The sequence below is a fragment of the Pleurocapsa sp. FMAR1 genome, assembly GCF_963665995.1.
Taxonomy (GTDB): domain Bacteria; phylum Cyanobacteriota; class Cyanobacteriia; order Cyanobacteriales; family Xenococcaceae; genus Waterburya.
The window spans coordinates 3,003,855-3,021,381 of sequence record NZ_OY762512.1 but is presented as its reverse complement, the minus strand read 5'-3'; the positions used below and the strand labels follow the sequence as shown (position 1 = coordinate 3,021,381).

Here is a 17,527-nt window from a genome sequence, read left to right as displayed (position 1 = left end):
TCGATACTAATCTAGAAAAAAGTGCAGTATCGAATAAACAAATGTAAACTATTACCGTATAACTCTAATTCTATTTTAAGTATTATCGTGTTTACTAAGACCGTCTCCAAAGCAGGTTTATAGTCTAATGCTTTTACTGATTGAACTACTATAAATTGCGCGCCAGACTAGGAGAAAAATAATTGCAGCTATTCAAACTAAAAGAGTGGACGGGAAATTATCAAAAAGACTTATTGGCAGGAGTATTGGTCGCTTTGGCTTTAATTCCTGAAGCTATTTCCTTTTCTATTATTGCAGGAGTCGATCCCAAGGTAGGACTTTATGCCTCATTTATTATTGCCATTATTACAGCTATTTTTGGCGGTCGCCCTGGAATGATTTCCGCTGCCACCGCTGCCACCGCTTTATTAATGTATCCCTTAGTGTCCTCCGTAACTAAAAGTGGCGGGGATGGACTGCAATATTTACTTGCAGCTTCAATTTTGGCAGGTATTCTCCAGCTATTTTGGGCAGCAATAAAACTTGCCAAACAGCTAAAGTTTGTTTCTCGCGCCGTGATGATTGGCTTTGTCAACGCCCTGGCAATTTTGATTTTTATGGCACAGTTGCCAGAGTTGAGTTTTGCCGAGCCAAACTGGATTATGATATACGCTATGGTTGCTGCTGCTTTGGCAATTATTTATCTGTTACCCCGACTAACTACGGTCATTCCTTCTCCTTTGGTAGCGATCATTGTGGTCACAGTCTTTGCGGTATTTACTAATACTGGTGTTCCTACAGTTGGCGATCGCGGTGAACTCCCTTCTACTTTACCTAGCTTTGGCATTCCTCAAGTGCCTTTTACATTTGAGACGCTACAGATTATTTTTCCTTATGCAGTTGCTATATCTTTGGTTGGTTTACTAGAGTCTTTCCTGACCGCAAATGTGGTAGACGATCTGACTGATACCTCTAGCAATAAAAACAAAGAGGCATTTGGTCAGGGAATTGCTAACTTTGTCAGTGGTTTCTTTGGGGGAATGGCTGGCTGTGCCATGATTGGACAGTCGGTAATTAATATCAAGTCAGGAGGTAGAACTCGTCTTTCTACCTTAAGTGCAGGGGTTTTTCTCTTGCTATTGATGCTGTTTTTAGGGACACAGGTAGAAAAGATTCCCATGGCGGTATTAGTGGCAATTATGATCATGGTGTCTATTGGAACATTTAACTGGTCTTCTCTTCGGCAAATTCGCAAAATTCCCCGCAGTGAAACCGCAGTTATGATCACAACTGTAGTCATGACAGTCTTTTCCCATAATTTGGCTATTGGAGTCTTAAGCGGAGTGGCATTAAACGCGCTGCTGTTTTCCCGCAAAATTGCTCAACTGGTATTTGTAGACAGCCTAATTGATTCTCAAGGCGAAAAACGCACCTATAATATTGCAGGTCAAATATTTTTTGTCTCAGTCAACGAATTTTTAAATGCGTTTGACTTCAAAGAAAATGTCGATTTCGTCAAAATAGATCTAACTCACGCTCATCTATGGGATCAATCGGCGATCGCAGTACTTGATAAAGTAGTAATTAATTTCCGCCGTAATGGTGCAGAAGTTGAAGTAGTAGGTCTGAACGAAGCTAGTGCTACTCTGGTTGATAAGCTAGCCGTACATGACAAGTCAGATTCTTTAGAAGATTTAGCCAGCCATTAAGATAGCAATTATCTTGGATACTCGATTTGAATCAGTCGATTGGTTGATGTCATCACGATAGATTACTACTAGTGTTTTATGGTCTTACAAATGATTGTTTTGTTTTTCCACTTCCTATGAAGCGCAAGCGTCCTATCGGCTTAAAAATTATTGTTGCCTATAAAGCTGTCCTTTTCTTGCTGCTAATTCTTACTGTTGTTGTATTACTGTTGGCTTTGAACAATCATTCTCGCCTAATTGCATTTTCAGAAAGTTATATTCTTGAGAGTAAATTATCTTTAATTGAAGAATTTGTCGAAGCAGTTATCAATAAATTCTTTGCTCAACAGCCAAACACGATTCGAGATAGTGCAATCTTAGCGGGAGTTTATGCTTTAGTTACGGCAGTAGAAATTATTGGACTTTGGTATCAAAAAGTTTGGGCTGAATTTTTGGTTTTAATACTAATAGGTTTGAGTATTCCCCTGGAAATTTACGAACTAGCCAAAGGAATTACCTTACTAAAGTTGGCGGTGTTTATGGTTAATATCGCTGTTTTTTTGTACCTACTTCGGTTTGTTATCAAGAAAGCCCGTGTTCACAAGCGCTGATTTTTATTTATTTGAGTTCGACGAGAATAATCATGAGTGTTAACAAAAGCCACGACGAGAGTGGAATATGCGCCCTTTCTCACTTGAGGTATTCATCAAACTTACGTTTATTTGATTTATACTTTCACTATTAGAGATTCAAAACGTTACAAGTATAGATAAGAATCGTCTTTTAATTGATATGTTAAGTAATATAAATTACATTAGATTTCTTGCTTGTATCAATCATTGTTGACTATCTTTCCAAGAAATGAAAGACCATCAAAGGGTTAGTCATTTATTTCTGCTAAAGGTTTACTACTTGTTGCGCCCGATCAGTAATTATACTACCAAAAAATTGTACATTTACAATATTGTTTTTAATTGCTATTTTGGATTTAGTTGGAGACAGTATCATTTTCTAAATCTAATATTTCGCTTGATTATAAACAAAATATTTATATCTAAAATTTCATGAACGAAACTAATATCTTAATAGTAGAAGACGAATTAATAATTGCTAAAAATACAGCTAAAAAACTAGAAGCTTTAGGTTATCAAGTCACTAAAATTGTTTCTTCTGGACAAGCAGCTATTGATTATATTATAAGCGATCGCCCAAATTTAATCTTAATGGACATTGCCATTAAAGGAGAAATTGATGGTATCGAAACAGCAGAAACAATCAAAGAAATAGCTGATATTCCTTTGATATTTCTAACAGCCTATGCCAGTGATGAAACTTTAGAAAGAGCTTCCAAGACAGGCTGCTATGGTTATTTAATTAAGCCTTTTAGAGATAGAGAATTGCAGGCTACGGTTAAAATGGCTCTGAGTAAATATCAAGAGCAATCTACAATTCAAAAAGCTTTGCAATCTACTGTAAATGATTATTCATCACATTACGATGATATTTACAAAGATAGTCTGACTAATTTGCCTAACAAGCTGTTTTTAAGAGATTTATTTGATTACTTATCATCTACACTAGGATCGTCTGTGGAGCTAATAAATCAAAGCGATAGCAATGATGTTTTACCAATAGCAGAAAATCGCGACACACAACAGCCACCATCAAAATTATTAGCTCTATTTAACATCAGCCTTGATAGACTACAAAAAGTAAGCAGTTTTTTAACCAAAGAACAACAAGATACTTTAGTTAAAGAAATAGCGCAACGTCTGCGCAATTGTCTCGACAGTTTTGAAAATAACGGAGCGATAGTGTATCTAGAGGCAGATAACTATGTAATGATGGTAGCTTTGGATCAAAAACAAACGGCACAAAACTACGGGCAAGAAATTATTAATCAACTACGACAAGCTTTTAATGTTGATAACCAAGAAATATTTCTGCCCACTAATATTGGCATTGCTTTTTCTCCCCTCGATAGTACAGATATTGAAGAGTTATTAGAGCAGAGTCAAAAAGCTAGAGATTATGCTACAAGCCAGGGGGGAAATCGCTGTCAGTTATTTACTTTTGCTTTTAACATTAAAAATTCTGGAGCCTCGGAAAGTTTAACCATGGAAGCTGATTTATATCGTGCTTTAGAACGGGAAGAACTAGAGTTATACTATCAGCCTAAGATTAATCCAAAAAATGATTCAATCGTAGGAGCAGAAGCCTTAATACGCTGGAATCATCCTGCTATGGGGAGAATTACAGCAGACAAATTTATCCCTCTAGCTGAAGAAAACGGTTTGATTAGACCAATCAGTGAGTGGATTATGCACTGCGCTTGTAAACAAATGAATGAATGGCACAATGCGGGATTTGATTATCTCAGAATTGCCGTCAATCTATCAGGATTTCAATTTAGACAATCAGATTTATTTCATCAAATAACTCAAATTTTGTTTAAAACATCTTTAAATCCTCACTACTTAGAGCTAGAGTTGACGGAAACGATTTTAGTGGAAAATATCAAAACGAACATTCAAAGATTAAATTTGCTCAAGAAATTAGGAATCCAAATAGCATTAGACGATTTTGGCACTGGATATTCATCTTTAGGCTATTTACAGCAGTTTCCCTTTAATATTTTAAAGATTGATTCTTGTTTTATTCGCAATATTGATAGCAATAAAGTCAATGCTGTAATCACTAAAAATACTATTGAGATGGCACATCAATTGGGTTTAAAAGTAGTAGCCGAAGGTGTAGAAACAAAAGCCGAATTAAACTATCTTCGGCAGTGTCAATGTGATGAAATTCAAGGCTTTTTGTATAGTCGTCCCTTAGCAGCTAAAGAATTTCAAAAATTAATAATGAACAACACTAGTCTTCCCTTACAAAGAGTCTAGTATCGCTGCGCGTAAGCAATGAGTAATGAGTAACCAAGGGGTAGTCCCCGCAGGGAGTATTGATTCATAGGCTTTGACAGCTTATTTAACGGTTAGTTTATTTACGCCCCCCTTCACTAGTTATTAGAGTTTAAATAATCGAAGTCATGTCCATAACCCAAGATTCAGCGCATATTTTAGTTGTTGATGATAATACTTGTAATTTAGATCTAGTCTGTAGAATTTTTGCCAAAGCTAATTTAAAAATTTCTACGGCATTAAATGGCATTGATGCTATTAATCAAGTTAAATTGAATCCCCCAGAACTAATTTTATTAGATGGGATGATGCCTAACCTCGATGGGTTTGAAACTTGTCGCCTGCTCAAAGAAGATCCTACTACTTGTGATATTCCAATTATTTTTATGACTGCTTTAGCAGAAACCGAAAGAAAGGTTAAAGCTTTTAAATTGGGCGCAAGTGACTATATTACTAAACCTTTTCAAAAAGCCGAATTAATAGCTAGGGTCGAATATCAGCTAGAGCTACTTAATTTACGTCAAACCTTAGAAAAGCAAAATGATTTGTTACAACATCAAATTAACGAAAGATATGAAGTAGAAATTTCTTTACTAAATACAAATGAACAGCTTGCTAATGTTAATCAATCCCTTATCGCTGAGATAGAAAATCGTAAAACAGCAGAAAGGAAACTCAAACAATCTCTCAAGGAAAAAGAGTTGCTGCTGAAGGAAATTCACCACCGAGTTAAGAATAATCTTTTTATTGTTTCTAGTCTTTTGGAGTCTCAGGCGGAATATATTGATGATCCTCAAGCACTTAAAATGCTGAGTGATAGCCAAAACCGTATCACCTCAATGGCTTTGATTCACGAACAACTCCACTCTAGTACTAGTTTATGTCAGATTAATTTTCAACAATATTTGACTACACTAACTAATTATTTAATTGATTCTTATTTAACTAACACTATTAAGGTTAGTGCTAATATTCAGCAGGTTGATTTAAATATAGAAACTGCTAATGCTTGCGGATTGATTGTCAATGAATTAATTTCTAATGCAGTCGAACACGCCTTTATAGGACGTAATGAAGGCAATATTACCCTAGACTTTACACAAAATGACGCTCGATTTACTTTGATAATTAAAGATGACGGCATCGGGTTTCCTGAGCATAAAGACTTTTATCATAGCGAATCATTGGGCTTGGAACTTGTTTCTACCTTGGTAGAACAACTAGAAGGAAAAATACAAATGACCAGTGATAATGGAACTGAAGTTAGAATTACATTTGCCGAACTAAACTACAAAAATAGACTTTGATTCTGGTAATTGTCCTAAAGTCCCCCAACTCGCGCGTTCCTTTGCGTCTTACGCCGACGCAGGGTCGCTCGTCAATTTTGGGGGACTTTGTTGTGATGAGTTGCCTTTAATTTGGTGAAAATAAAGTATTATCTAGATCATGCCTTCGACTACGGGATGGAAGAAAAAGGCGATCGCAACTACGGCATAAGTCGCTACTAACAAACTACCCTCTAGCCAATTAGATTCGCCATCAGAACTTATAGAGTTGGCAATCAAGACGGCAACGCTAACTGCCACAAGTTCAAAAGGATTAAAGTTAAGATCCATTGGTTGACCAATAATCCAGCCAGTAATTACTAATACTGGGGCAACAAATAAAGCAATCTGCATACTTGAACCCATTGCCACGGATACTGAAAGATCCATCTTGTCTTTCATTGCCACACTCACTGCCGTAGCGTGTTCTGCTGCATTACCAATAATTGGCAGCAGGATAACCCCAGTAAACAAAGCACTTAAACCTAGTTGAGCAGTTGCCACTTCCAAAGAATCTACCAGCAGTTCTGATTCTACTGCCACGGCTAAAGTGACAGCCAGCAAAATAAAGATCCAAAAAGGTAAATTGACTTCAGGTTCACCTTCTCCCCCTTCATCTAGAGCTGCATCTCCTACATCGCAAAGATAGGCGTGAGTTTTCATCGAAAAAAGTAAAGTTAGCCCATAGACTAAAATTAAAATCCCAGCAACGGCTACGGACAGATTCTGTAAGGTTTGTTCTTCAATACCTGTAGATGTATACTGAACCGCTGTAGGTAGCAGTAGCGCGATCACAGCTAAGTTCATCGTCGAAGCATTAAGACGGGCTACGGTAGGCTCAAATTTTTGCACTTTAAATTTTAAACCCCCCAGCAACATGGAAAATCCCATTACCAGCAGTAAATTACTGACAATTGAGCCTGTAATAGTAGCTTTAACTACACCAATTAAGCCAGCCTTGAGGGCAATAAAAGCCAAAATTAATTCTGTGGCGTTACCAAAGGTAGCATTGAGCAGTCCACCAATACTCGGCCCTGTGACTACAGCAATTTCTTCGGTAGCAGTACCCATATAGGAAGCTAAAGGCACAATGCCTAAACCTGCCGTGATAAATACGACGGATTCTCCCCATTCTAAAAAATGTGCAGCAATCGAAACAGGGATAAACACTAATAAAACTAAGAAAAATGTGTCTTTATTGAACATATTGACTTGCGATTCCTCGATTTAGTTCTTTCATTGTCATAACACTTTCGCTAATGTTATTGTCTTTTTTGTTTCAATACCTAGAAAATTATCTATTTTGATAGAATTGCTGAAAGGACAAGCCTATAGCTAAAGTCATAGATAATATTTTTTAAATGCTGGAATTTTTACAAACGCAGTTATTTTTATTAGAGAGATTTGCCGATCGCCTGGTTTCAACTCAGTTGACTCACCTCAGCGTAGTTAGTGTAGGGGTAATATTTTTAGCAGGTCTTGTTACCAGTCTGACTCCCTGTATGCTGTCGATGTTGCCCATTACCGTGGGCTACATTGGCGGTTATGAGTCTGAAGGGAGACTCCAGGCAGCAGCCCAGTCTAGCTGGTTTGCGTTGGGTTTAGCCACCACCTTAGCCATATTAGGTATTATCGCCACTTCTATTGGTAAGGTTTATGGACAGATTGGGGTTGGCTTACCGATTGTCGTTAGCTTAGTTGCGATCGCCATGGGACTAAACTTATTAGAAATATTACCATTACGCTTTCCGTCTTTAGGAGCAACAGACTGGATTAGTAAAGATTTACCCCGTGGAGTACGTTCTTATTTGTTAGGTTTAACCTTTGGCTTGATAGCTTCCCCTTGCAGTACTCCTGTATTGGCAACTTTGCTAACTTGGGTGGCAACAACTCAAGATTTAGTTTTAGGTGGGGTTTTGTTAATTGTTTACGCCGTTGGTTACGTCACGCCTTTGGTTATCGCTGGGACTTTTACAGCCTCAATTAAAAAGATTTTAGAGTTGCGCCGTTGGTCAAGCTGGATTAATCCCGTCAGTGGTGCTTTATTGCTAGGATTTGGCATTTTTTCTTTACTGTCTCGTTTGCCAGCTATTAGCTATAAGCTTTAAAAATGAGAATTATGTTCCTGCTTAATCCGATCATCCCAGCGTTGCTCATCTAAATCTAATACCCAACTTGCAAGCTGACTTAACTCTTGAGGAGAGAGTTGGAGAATTTCTGCTTCAATTTATTCAACTTTAGACATTACTCCCCAATGTTGGATGAAACTTTGTCCATCCAACCAATAAAATGAATGCAAAAAACAGCCACACGACCGTCGCCATTGATAACGTCCAAACCAAGTCGAATTTGTAGCTGAAATAGTAAACCGCTACCAAATACGCTGCATACGGGATAAGAGAATAAAGACCAAATAGTGCTGTTGTTCTCAAATCTTTCATTGTTCGCTCTGTACCAACAATATAATGAGCAATCAAAGCAAACGTTGGAAACAATGGGACTAAACCAGAAATGAAGAAGCTTTTACTCTTTGAAAGCACAGCAATTAACAAAACGGCTGCTGCACCAAGTAAACACTTTAAAAATAATGAAATCATGGTCTAAATTTTATCCTTTTTGGTGTCAATAAATGAAACCATCGCTTGATTATTTATTATACGGAAACTCTCTGCATATCTACCCTGTGGAGTATGATATTAAGAAACTTTCGGCATATTTGTCAGTGATACCCAGACTTTTTCTGGATACCATGCAAAATAATTGTAACATCAAGATTTTTTCTACATATCATTCCGTGGAAAAACCTCCTAAAAAACTGCTTTAAAGATTAGCAATGTTACTCGTCTTAAGCATTATTCTTATAAAATTAAGAAAAGCGACATTAGTTAATTAGATTAAACGCTACATCATATTTGATAATAAAAGTCATCTTCAGGAAATGGGTTGCCTCCAAATTTTTAATCCATAAATATATAAATAATGAATTTCCTTCTCAAGCCAAGCTCAATATTTCGTCGTTTGGTTGGTACTGTTGCTAACTTGAAATTGGCGATTGTTTTGTTACTGGCGATCGCCAACTATATGCTTTAGAGATTATCTATAGCCTCCATGTCTTGCGTGAGAAGCGATCCTTTTTTGGTCTGTAGCCTTGATTTGGCGATCGCTCTTATTTGCTCGCATTTAGCAATACTATCGGTAGTTAATCCGTTGTTAGCAGCTTTAATAAGATGGTGAGATGGATAAATCCTCTTTGAGTTAGCGTACTTTGTTAGCGGGACAATAATTACAACAGGACTGCTTTTGTTAATTGCATCGCGACTGACGATCAAAACTGGTCTAGTTCCAGCTTGCTCTGAGTCGATGGTAGGGTTTAGATTAGCTAGATAAATATCGCCCCGCTTCAAGATGTAACCTCAAAATCTGCACGGATAAATTCTTGCTCTAGATCTAATGCTTCTTGGCGATATTCTAGATCTTCAGCCATTAGGGCAAATTCATCGTCGATTTTGCGGTCTTCTAATTCTTTTAGTTTTGCCTCCAGTGCTTCAATTATGAATTGATTGCGACTGGGAATATCTAATTGATTGATTATTTTGTCTATCTGTTGGGCTAAATCATCTGGAATAGTTATAGTTGTACGCATTTGATATAATGCTTGATGCTTAATTTGATATCAGTTATTATATCACCAAATTTGGCTCGGCTAAGTTGGCACAGCAGAGATCGCACCAGTAAAATGATTACAATCTTAGATATCAATATATTTCATAATCAAAGTCTTCCTTAATCGACAAATCGCCTCTAATTTTTAATCCATAATATATAAATAATGAATTTTTTTCTCAAGCCAGGCTCAATATTTCGTCGTTTGGTTGGTACTATTGCCAACTTGAAATTGGCGATTGTTTTGTTACTGGCGATCGCCGTAGTCAGTATTTCAGGTACAGTAATTGAACAGGCTGAAACTCTCTCTTTTTATCAACAGAACTATCCAGAGTCTCCTGCTTTATATGGCTTTTTGACCTGGAAAGTTATTTTAGCCTGGGGTTTAAATCATGTTTATAGTACCTGGTGGTATCTCTCTTTATTAATTCTTTTTGGTGCAAGTTTGACTGCCTGTACCTTTACCCGTCAGCTACCCGCCTTAAAAGCTGCCCGTAAATGGAAATATTATCAAAAGCCAAAGCAGTTTGAGAAATTAGCTCTCAGTGCCGAATTAAATCAAGGTTCAGTCAATTCTTTAACGCCTTTATTAGAACAGCAAAACTTTCGAGTCTGGCAACAAGATAATGCTCTTTATGCCCGCAAAGGCATTATTGGTCGTATTGGTCCTATTATCGTCCACGCGGGTATGCTGATTGTTTTACTGGGTGGGTTATGGGGCATTTTTACGGGCTTTTTTGCTCAGGAAATGGTCGCCAGTGGCAATACTTTTAAGATTCAGAATTTTATCGAATTAGGTCCTTTATCTGCTTCTCATATTCCCGATGATTGGTCAGTTAAGGTGAATCGATTTTGGATTGACTATACCCAAAACGGAGACATAGATCAATTCTACTCTGATTTGTCAGTGGTGAGCGATCGCGGTGAGGAATTGAAGCGGGAAACTATCCACGTCAATAAACCTCTGCGTTATCACGGCGTTACCCTTTATCAAACTAACTGGAGTATTGCTGCTGCTCAAGTTCAGTTAAACAACAGTCCTATTTTTCAGCTACCAGTAGCTAAATTAGATACTCTGGGCGCAGGAAATATTTGGGGAACCTGGATTCCTACCAAACCAGACATGAGTTCTGGCGTTTCTATGCTAATCAAGGATATGCAGGGAACAGCTTTAATTTATAACCAACAGGGAGACTTAACTAGCGCGATTCGTATTGGTCAAAGTGTAGATATTGACGGTATTAATATTAAGCTGATTAATATCATCGGCAGCACTGGTTTACAGATTAAAGCCGATCCTGGTGTCCCTGTTGTTTACACAGGCTTTGCTTTACTAATGATTGGTGTAGTTATGAGTTACTTTTCCCATTCTCAAGTATGGGCATTAGAACAAGACAATAGCTTTTTCTTCGGTGCAAAAACCAATCGAGCGCAGGTAAGCTTTGAGAGAGAAATGCTAGAAGTAATTGATAGCTTGGAAGAAACTAAATCAACTGATGTTCCTGAACCTAGTCTTAAGTGCAATTGAAGCAATATTATCAAATATTGCTTCAGGAAAAAAATATATAAAATACGTAATCACTCAAGGCTGTTATGGCTAAAATGTAAGATAAAATACTTAAATATTTGCTACGGTTGAGGGACTTGGGGACTTGGGGAAGTAACAAGTAAAAAGCGGTGCGACCCCGCGTCGCCGAAGGGCGCAAGGGAACGCGCACCAAGACAGTAAAAAGTTTTCGGAAGTAGAGGCAAAATTAACTAGCTATTGGGACAGTTTAACTAGCTGCATATCTTTACTTGTTACTTGCTACTTGTGAATACGCTTCTCGTCACCCCGTCACTTAATTTGTATCATTTTTTTTTATATTTCAGATAATTTGTAGGTTTTGCGATCGCGCCATAGGCAAGCTGTCTTATTTTATTAGTTAAGTCGCTGCTAAATTTTGTTCTACAACTTTTACTAGTTCATCTGTCCAATAACTAGTTAACTTGTGATCGACAGCTTCTACCATCACGCGAATCAAAGGCTCTGTTCCCGAAGCACGAACTAAGATGCGTCCTTGTTTTCCCATAGCTGCTTCTGCTTTAGCGATCGCCTGTTGCACAGGTTCGCATTCTTGCCATTTACTCCTACGTTCGCGATCTTCAACTATTACATTACGCAGAATTTGGGGATAGGTTTGGAAGCTGTTATCTACTAAATTGGCTAAAGACGTATCTGCTTGGCGTACCAAAGAAGTTAAATGTAATGCGGTTTGAATCCCATCACCAGAAACACCATGATGATGACAAAGAATATGTCCTGACTGTTCTCCCCCTAGCATTGCTCCTGTAAGCCACATAGCTGCTTGAACATAGCGATCGCCTACCGCCGTCCGCTGCATTTTGCCCCCTTTAGCTTGCCAAGCGCGCTCAAAGCCAAGATTTGCCATTACAGTAGCCACAATTAAATCATCTGGTAGCTGCTGTTGTTGCTTGAGTAGATCGCCCCACAAATAGAGGATATAGTCCCCATCGATTACTCTGCCTTGACTATCAATCGCCATAACTCGATCGGCATCTCCATCAAAGGCAAATCCTAAATCAGCCTGATGCTCTTCAACAGCTTGCTTAACCGTGTCTAGGTGAGTTGAACCACAGTTGACGTTAATGCGATCGCCATCGGCTAAGGAATGAAGACTAATCACCTCTGCCCCTAATTCCTGGAATATAGCGGGAGCAACTTTCACAGATGCCCCCCAAGCTAAATCTAAGACAATTCGCATTCCTTGAAAATCTATATTTTTAGGTAACGATGTTTTAAGTACCTGAGCATATTGCTCAACCAATTCTGGGCGATAGTAAGTTTTCCCCCAGGTTGTGTTTGCCTCGTCTTGCAAATGATTTTTTCTGAGGTGAGCCTCTATTTTTTGGGTCAAACTATCAGCCAATTTAGTTCCTTCTTTGCCAAAAAACTTAATCCCATTGTCTTGAGGCGGGTTATGGCTAGCAGAAATCATAATCCCTCCTATCGCTTCGCTTTTGCTGGTCAAAGTAGCAACACAGGGAGTAGGACACAAGCCCAAATGCCAAACTTCTAATCCCGCAGAAGTTAATCCTGCTGCGATCGCACTCGATAGCATACCGCTAGAATTACGAGAGTCTTGTCCAATAATTATCGAGCCTTTGTTTTTGGCAGCTTCTTCAAGCACTTTTCCGGCCCAATAACCCAACTGAAGAGTAAAGGGCGCGGTTAAAATATCTCCCGCCTTGCCACGAATTCCATCTGTACCAAATAAAGGTGTTTGGGGTAACTGATTCGTATCCAATATAGTTTTTGCAAAATTACTCACACCAAATGTACTCCTAAATAGCAAATAATAGTAGCTTTGTTCTATGAAAAAAATTTATAAGTTAGCAAAAATAGTACTATTAGGTATAATTTCTGCCTTCGATCGGCTTTATTCTATAAAGTAAGAGATAAATTTTAATTTTGGGTTAAATTATTTACTTTGGGTATAGATGCTTAGTGAGCTATTCATAAAGATTTAGCCTATAAAACTCAACAATACAGTAAAAATTTTTCAGTCAGAAGTATATTATATTACTTTTCAAAAAGACGCTGGAGTCTTTAAAGATTAATTTTCTGTAAAATATTCTGCATTGCCTCCCAAGTTAATCCAGTTGCAATGTATTGAGGGTTATCTGGGTTGTAAGGCGCAACAAGGCGATCTATAGAAATAATTTTAGAATCGGCAGCAATTACTGGAACATCAGCATCGAAAGCAGTCTCTCTCATCAAAGAACTAGAAAAACCAGCAAAGATCATCACTAGATCTGATTCACTAGAAGCTGTTTCTAAGTTGACCAGCAACACTTCTTGTTTTTGCTTCAGGGTATATTTTTCTAGGCGCAGACCAATAGATTCAGACATAATATAGCTCTAATTCTCAAGCTCTAGGCTTTTGAGTACGACTTTTTTAATTATTATTGTTCCAGCGCAGATCTTCCCTGTTTACCTAAACGAATCAGCACAAAATATGCCAGGTAAATAATATAAATTACTAAACCAACTGCACCCAAAAAGCCAAGAAAGCCTTCATTCCCAGACTTAGTATGAAAAAAGTCGCGATAGGCTTGGGGTGCTTCCAGCCAAACTTGGCAGAAAGCAGTTTTCATTCTAGTATCAGATATACCACAGGGGAGAAAAAACGCTTTGGCGATCGCACCTAAAATACAGTAGGCAGTCATTGCCCAACGCCAGGAAGTGAAGACTAGCTTGAGGAGACTTTGGGGTATGTCGCGAATTTCTTCATTTAAATCTACCCAAAACCACAAAGAAATAGGGATTAAAACACGGGCAGCAAAACCACTGATAAAGCCAATTTTCCAATCAGGAATTAATAGATAAACTGTAATTATTAACAAGCTAGCAACTCGCCAATAAATAATAAGTAATCTTTGCATGGCTTCTTGTTTCTGGAACAAAGCCCAAATTAACAGTACAAAAGGAACAATTACCGCCAGCAATACTCCTAAGCGATAGTCCATCCATACTAAAGGTCTAAACCAAATATCCATTATTGTTCTGCCGAAATTGTGTCTACTACTATTTATTTGCGCCTGAGCTTAAAACAACTCCAGATTATTTCTAAGAGTGCATCAACAATCGCTCAAAGTCAACGTTACCTTACAGAGGAACAATCTTGCTTTTTGTAATTCAGATATACAGCCAAAAATAAGGATGAGAATAGATCATATTCTCACCCAATTTAATTAATAATTATTTAACCTTGGACTATAATGTTTACCCAAAGTAAACTATATTACTAGTCTTCATAAACTCGGCATTCTAAAGCATCAGGGTTATCATCACAATACTGCTCTAGAGAGCTTTTTTGGGGAACTTTTTGCTTTCTGTGGGATGCTTCTGCTGATAGCTCTTCTACCGTATCCCAGGCAGCAGCACATTCTCCTGAAGTATCTCCTTCGGTGCTACAAACTGCCCTAGCAGATTCTCTTTCTCTTTGTATTTGTTCTTGTATATCGCTCATATGAGACCTCTTATTGCAATTTAAATTTGTATTATGCCACGGTTATCTATTCAGTTGCAGTAATTGCCTAACCTCTAGCTGTGAAAAAAGTTTCAGTTTCTTAAAGTTAGCGCAACTAAGCATTTATACTTCTTAATCTAGCATTATTGCTAAGGTACTAAGTAAACATCTATCTATAGAATCAGAATCCTATTATACGCTTGATGTAAATATGAGTACAATGGGAGGTATTACTACATTTCATTGCCATAAAGAGATCCAAAATTAGCAATATATCAACACTTGATGCTAAATTCACGATGTCGGCATTAATTCAAATATTAGGAAAGCGATCATGGTTGAGCAAATTTCCAATTTAGAAGTAGACACTGCCAAGGCTGTGGATGATTTGATGGAAGAAAAATCTAGTCATAAAGAAGTCATCGAAACTGTGATTTCAAGCCTCGATCAAGACAACACAGCAATGGTAAATCACACCACCGAAAAAAGTCTGTGGAAATTTAATTACGGTAGTGTAGAGGTTTTTGTTCAGCTTACAGGAGAAAGCGATGAAGATCTGCTAACAGTTTGGTCTAGTTTGCTAAATTTACCTGCTAAAGATGAGCCTGGATTGATGCGCCGTCTTTTAGAAATGAACTGGACAGGTACTTTTGAAACTTGCTTTAGTATTCATGATAATAAAGTTATGGCTTCTGCCCAGCGTACAGTTGCAGATATGTATCCTGGAGAAATTTCGCGTTTAGTTACCCTTGTTGCTAATATTGCCGATGACAATGATGAAATCCTCAAAGAAGAATTTGGTGGTTCATAAATTTCGTTACTGAGAAACTGTATGAACATTGTTGGGTTATGCTTTTTTAGTTAGCATATTTTGCTAGAAGATTTAGATGCTAACCCAACCTATTAATTAAGCTATAGCCATTGTCCACTATCAATTGTCAATTTAATGTGAATACTTGGCGTTTTATACCTCCTTTGGTCGCATCTGGAGAAATGCAAATGGCGATTGATCGCTATTTGTTAGAACAACATCGCGCCAGTAAGCATCCCCCTACACTTAGATTTTACACTTGGCAACCTGCTGCTATTTCTTTGGGTTATCACCAAAAAGATTATCCTACTGAATGGAATGATTTGACTTGGCAAGGAAAATCTTTGGATATTGTCCGTCGTCCCACAGGTGGTAGGGCAGTTCTCCACCAGGGAGACTTAACCTATATGGTAGTAACTTCTATTCCTCCAGGTAAACGCTTAGAAGTATATAAACAAATTTGTGAGTTTTTAATTGCTGGCTGGCGATCGCTTGGTGTAAACTTAGATTACGGTACGGCGACTAAAGAATACATTCAGCAACAAAATTGTTTTGCTACAGCGACAGGTTCAGATTTGGTTACTCCCGCAGGGAACAAGGTAATTGGTAGCGCGCAATTGCGTCGTGGTAAGACCGTTTTGCAGCACGGCTCAATGATTCTCAATACAGACCCAAAGCTATACAAACAGGTCTTTAGCAGTCCTTTATTAGAAAATTTATTGGAGGTTGTCCCACCTTTAGAAGATCGGTCAACCAGACATCAAAACAACTGTTCTACTGTTAAAATAATACATAACTTGACCGAGGCAGCAAAGGCAACTTTTAAGATTAATATAGTAAATCAACCTTTGTCTACCAAGGAATGGCAAGATATTATTGCCAACACGGGAGTTGAAATAAGCTAGGAAAATCCCAGCATTTCCTCCTGACAATGATTTCTCTTTATTGAGATACTAAAGATATTAAAGTTAATTAAATCTATTCAGATATTATGAGCATAGTTAGTCAAGTCATCCTAAAAGCAGATGACGAACTACGCTACCCCAGTAGCGGTGAGCTAGAAGGCATCAAAAACTTTTTAACTACAGGTGAAAAGCGTGTCCGTATCGCTGAAGCTTTAGCCAATAGCGAAAAGAAAATTGTCGATCAGGCAGGAAAAGAGCTTTTTAAGTTACATCCTGAATATCGTTCTCAAGGTGGTAATGCCTTTGGACAAAAACAATACAACCAGTGTCTTAGAGATTTCGGTTGGTATCTACGCTTAGTTACCTATGGTGTGATGGCAGGAGACAAAGATCCGATTGAAAAGTCTGGTTTAATTGGAGTTAGAGAAATGTACAACTCCCTTGAAGTCCCTGTACCTGGAATGATTGATGCTATTCGCTGTCTAAAAAAGGCATCCCTCGATCTTTTAGGTAAAGAAGACGCTCAAGAAGCCAGCCCTTACTTTGACTATATTATTCAAAGCATGGCTTAGTTTTCCTAACTTTTATCTAGTGTTAACTAATACTAAATAGGTAATTGGTAATTGGTAATTTTGTGGTTGCATTATAATGTGTTATCTACTAATGATCGACTGTCAATTACCTTTAATTATTTTTAATGGCTTGGTCAAAAAAAATCCCTAAGCTTTCTCTAATAATATTACTTTTAACCTACGGTGTTGAAGGATGGATGTATAGCTCATGGATCGACAAAATGCTTGAGCGAGGAGCTATACTTAGCATGATCACTGAAGACATTCACCTTGTCCTTATCTATGGTGCAGCGATCGCCAATATTTTATTTTTGGTGGTTCTTTTTGTTTCCCCTATATCCTTGATTGCCAGTAGTCTCGATGGCTGGTTACAATCTGATACTAGAGCTTTTATGTCAATTCTGCTGGGAGCATTCGCGTTTGCTCTAATTGTGCAGCGAGTAGATTACTTTGCCAGATTTTTAGTATTTGCAGCAGCAGCCTTGTTATTTAGGCTAGATCTGCAATTAGCAGGATTCAATCGTTGGCATTGTACGTTGATTTTAGCTATCTTCTGTTTGTTAGGATTTGCAGGAGGTGTACTGGCGTTTCATACCTGGAGATAAGTTTTAAGGATCGAAGATAGAGAATTAAAAA

18 protein-coding genes are annotated in these 17,527 nt (G+C 37.9%); 10 read left to right on the top strand and 8 right to left on the bottom strand.

All coding sequences use genetic code 11. From position 1 onward, the window contains the following. Positions 1-182: 182 nt before the first annotated feature. From SLP02_RS14610 to SLP02_RS14595, 4 genes are all read left to right on the top strand, one after another. Entirely contained in the window at positions 183-1,688 is a 1,506-nt protein-coding gene (locus SLP02_RS14610) for a SulP family inorganic anion transporter (RefSeq protein WP_319421405.1), read from the top strand. A 116-nt stretch (positions 1,689-1,804) separates the two neighbouring features. Further along, positions 1,805-2,278: a DUF2127 domain-containing protein gene (locus tag SLP02_RS14605; protein WP_319421404.1), complete on the top strand. Its 474-nt coding sequence runs from the start codon at positions 1,805-1,807 to the stop codon at positions 2,276-2,278. Positions 2,279-2,731: 453 nt separating this feature from the next. Beyond that, the gene (locus SLP02_RS14600; RefSeq protein WP_319421403.1) at positions 2,732-4,564 is read left to right on the top strand and encodes a two-component system response regulator; all 1,833 of its coding nucleotides are present in this window, start codon (positions 2,732-2,734) and stop codon (positions 4,562-4,564) included. 146 nt (positions 4,565-4,710) lie between these two features. Then, on the top strand, positions 4,711-5,889 hold the full coding sequence (locus tag SLP02_RS14595) for a histidine kinase dimerization/phosphoacceptor domain -containing protein (RefSeq protein ID WP_319421402.1): 1,179 nt from the start codon (positions 4,711-4,713) through the stop codon (positions 5,887-5,889). Positions 5,890-6,021: 132 nt separating this feature from the next. Here SLP02_RS14595 and cax read toward each other — a convergent pair whose 3' ends face one another. Continuing rightward, on the bottom strand, positions 6,022-7,113 hold the full coding sequence (cax, locus tag SLP02_RS14590; RefSeq protein ID WP_319421401.1) for a calcium/proton exchanger: 1,092 nt from the start codon (positions 7,111-7,113) through the stop codon (positions 6,022-6,024). A gap of 155 nt (positions 7,114-7,268) precedes the next feature. Between cax and SLP02_RS14585 the strand changes: the two genes are divergently transcribed. Continuing rightward, a complete protein-coding gene (locus SLP02_RS14585) occupies positions 7,269-8,015 on the top strand; it encodes a cytochrome c biogenesis protein CcdA (protein WP_319421400.1) in 747 nt (248 codons plus the stop codon). A 129-nt stretch (positions 8,016-8,144) separates the two neighbouring features. Here SLP02_RS14585 and SLP02_RS14580 read toward each other — a convergent pair whose 3' ends face one another. From SLP02_RS14580 to SLP02_RS14570, 3 genes are all read right to left on the bottom strand, one after another. After that, positions 8,145-8,504: a GlpM family protein gene (locus SLP02_RS14580; RefSeq protein WP_319421399.1), complete on the bottom strand. Its 360-nt coding sequence runs from the start codon at positions 8,502-8,504 to the stop codon at positions 8,145-8,147. Between the two features lie 489 nt (positions 8,505-8,993). Then, positions 8,994-9,311, bottom strand: coding sequence for a type II toxin-antitoxin system PemK/MazF family toxin (locus tag SLP02_RS14575; protein ID WP_319421398.1), 318 nt, complete (start codon positions 9,309-9,311; stop codon positions 8,994-8,996). Next, positions 9,308-9,550, bottom strand: a complete 243-nt coding sequence (locus SLP02_RS14570) for a CopG family ribbon-helix-helix protein (RefSeq protein WP_319421397.1) — start codon at positions 9,548-9,550, stop codon at positions 9,308-9,310. Before SLP02_RS14570 ends, SLP02_RS14575 begins: the two co-directional genes overlap by 4 nt. A gap of 186 nt (positions 9,551-9,736) precedes the next feature. On the opposite strand from SLP02_RS14570, the gene SLP02_RS14565 reads away from it, so the two are divergent. Further along, positions 9,737-11,098 (top strand): cytochrome c biogenesis protein, encoded by a 1,362-nt coding sequence (locus SLP02_RS14565; RefSeq protein ID WP_319421396.1) that lies wholly within the window; start codon positions 9,737-9,739, stop codon positions 11,096-11,098. A 397-nt stretch (positions 11,099-11,495) separates the two neighbouring features. On the opposite strand, the gene glmM is transcribed toward SLP02_RS14565, so the two are convergent. From glmM to SLP02_RS14545, 4 genes are all read right to left on the bottom strand, one after another. Then, positions 11,496-12,902 (bottom strand): phosphoglucosamine mutase, encoded by a 1,407-nt coding sequence (glmM, locus tag SLP02_RS14560; RefSeq protein WP_319421395.1) that lies wholly within the window; start codon positions 12,900-12,902, stop codon positions 11,496-11,498. 278 nt (positions 12,903-13,180) lie between these two features. After that, on the bottom strand, positions 13,181-13,483 hold the full coding sequence (locus SLP02_RS14555; RefSeq protein WP_319421394.1) for a DUF7734 family protein: 303 nt from the start codon (positions 13,481-13,483) through the stop codon (positions 13,181-13,183). A 53-nt stretch (positions 13,484-13,536) separates the two neighbouring features. After that, entirely contained in the window at positions 13,537-14,130 is a 594-nt protein-coding gene (locus SLP02_RS14550; protein ID WP_319421393.1) for a DUF3177 family protein, read from the bottom strand. A gap of 248 nt (positions 14,131-14,378) precedes the next feature. Beyond that, positions 14,379-14,603 carry a Calvin cycle protein CP12 gene (locus SLP02_RS14545; protein ID WP_319421392.1) on the bottom strand — a complete coding sequence of 75 codons (225 nt, stop codon included), beginning with the start codon at positions 14,601-14,603 and terminating at the stop codon, positions 14,379-14,381. Positions 14,604-14,937: 334 nt separating this feature from the next. Here SLP02_RS14545 and SLP02_RS14540 point away from each other — a divergent pair, with 334 nt between their 5' ends. From SLP02_RS14540 to SLP02_RS14525, 4 genes are all read left to right on the top strand, one after another. Beyond that, positions 14,938-15,414 (top strand): YbjN domain-containing protein, encoded by a 477-nt coding sequence (locus SLP02_RS14540; RefSeq protein WP_319421391.1) that lies wholly within the window; start codon positions 14,938-14,940, stop codon positions 15,412-15,414. A gap of 182 nt (positions 15,415-15,596) precedes the next feature. Then, positions 15,597-16,319 (top strand): lipoyl protein ligase domain-containing protein, encoded by a 723-nt coding sequence (locus SLP02_RS14535; protein ID WP_413467382.1) that lies wholly within the window; start codon positions 15,597-15,599, stop codon positions 16,317-16,319. 86 nt (positions 16,320-16,405) lie between these two features. Next, a complete protein-coding gene (locus tag SLP02_RS14530) occupies positions 16,406-16,891 on the top strand; it encodes an allophycocyanin subunit alpha-B (protein ID WP_319421389.1) in 486 nt (161 codons plus the stop codon). Positions 16,892-17,016: 125 nt separating this feature from the next. Next, complete coding sequence (locus tag SLP02_RS14525; RefSeq protein WP_319421388.1) at positions 17,017-17,496, top strand: hypothetical protein; 480 nt, start codon at positions 17,017-17,019, stop codon at positions 17,494-17,496. The last annotated feature ends 31 nt before the right edge of the window (positions 17,497-17,527 follow it).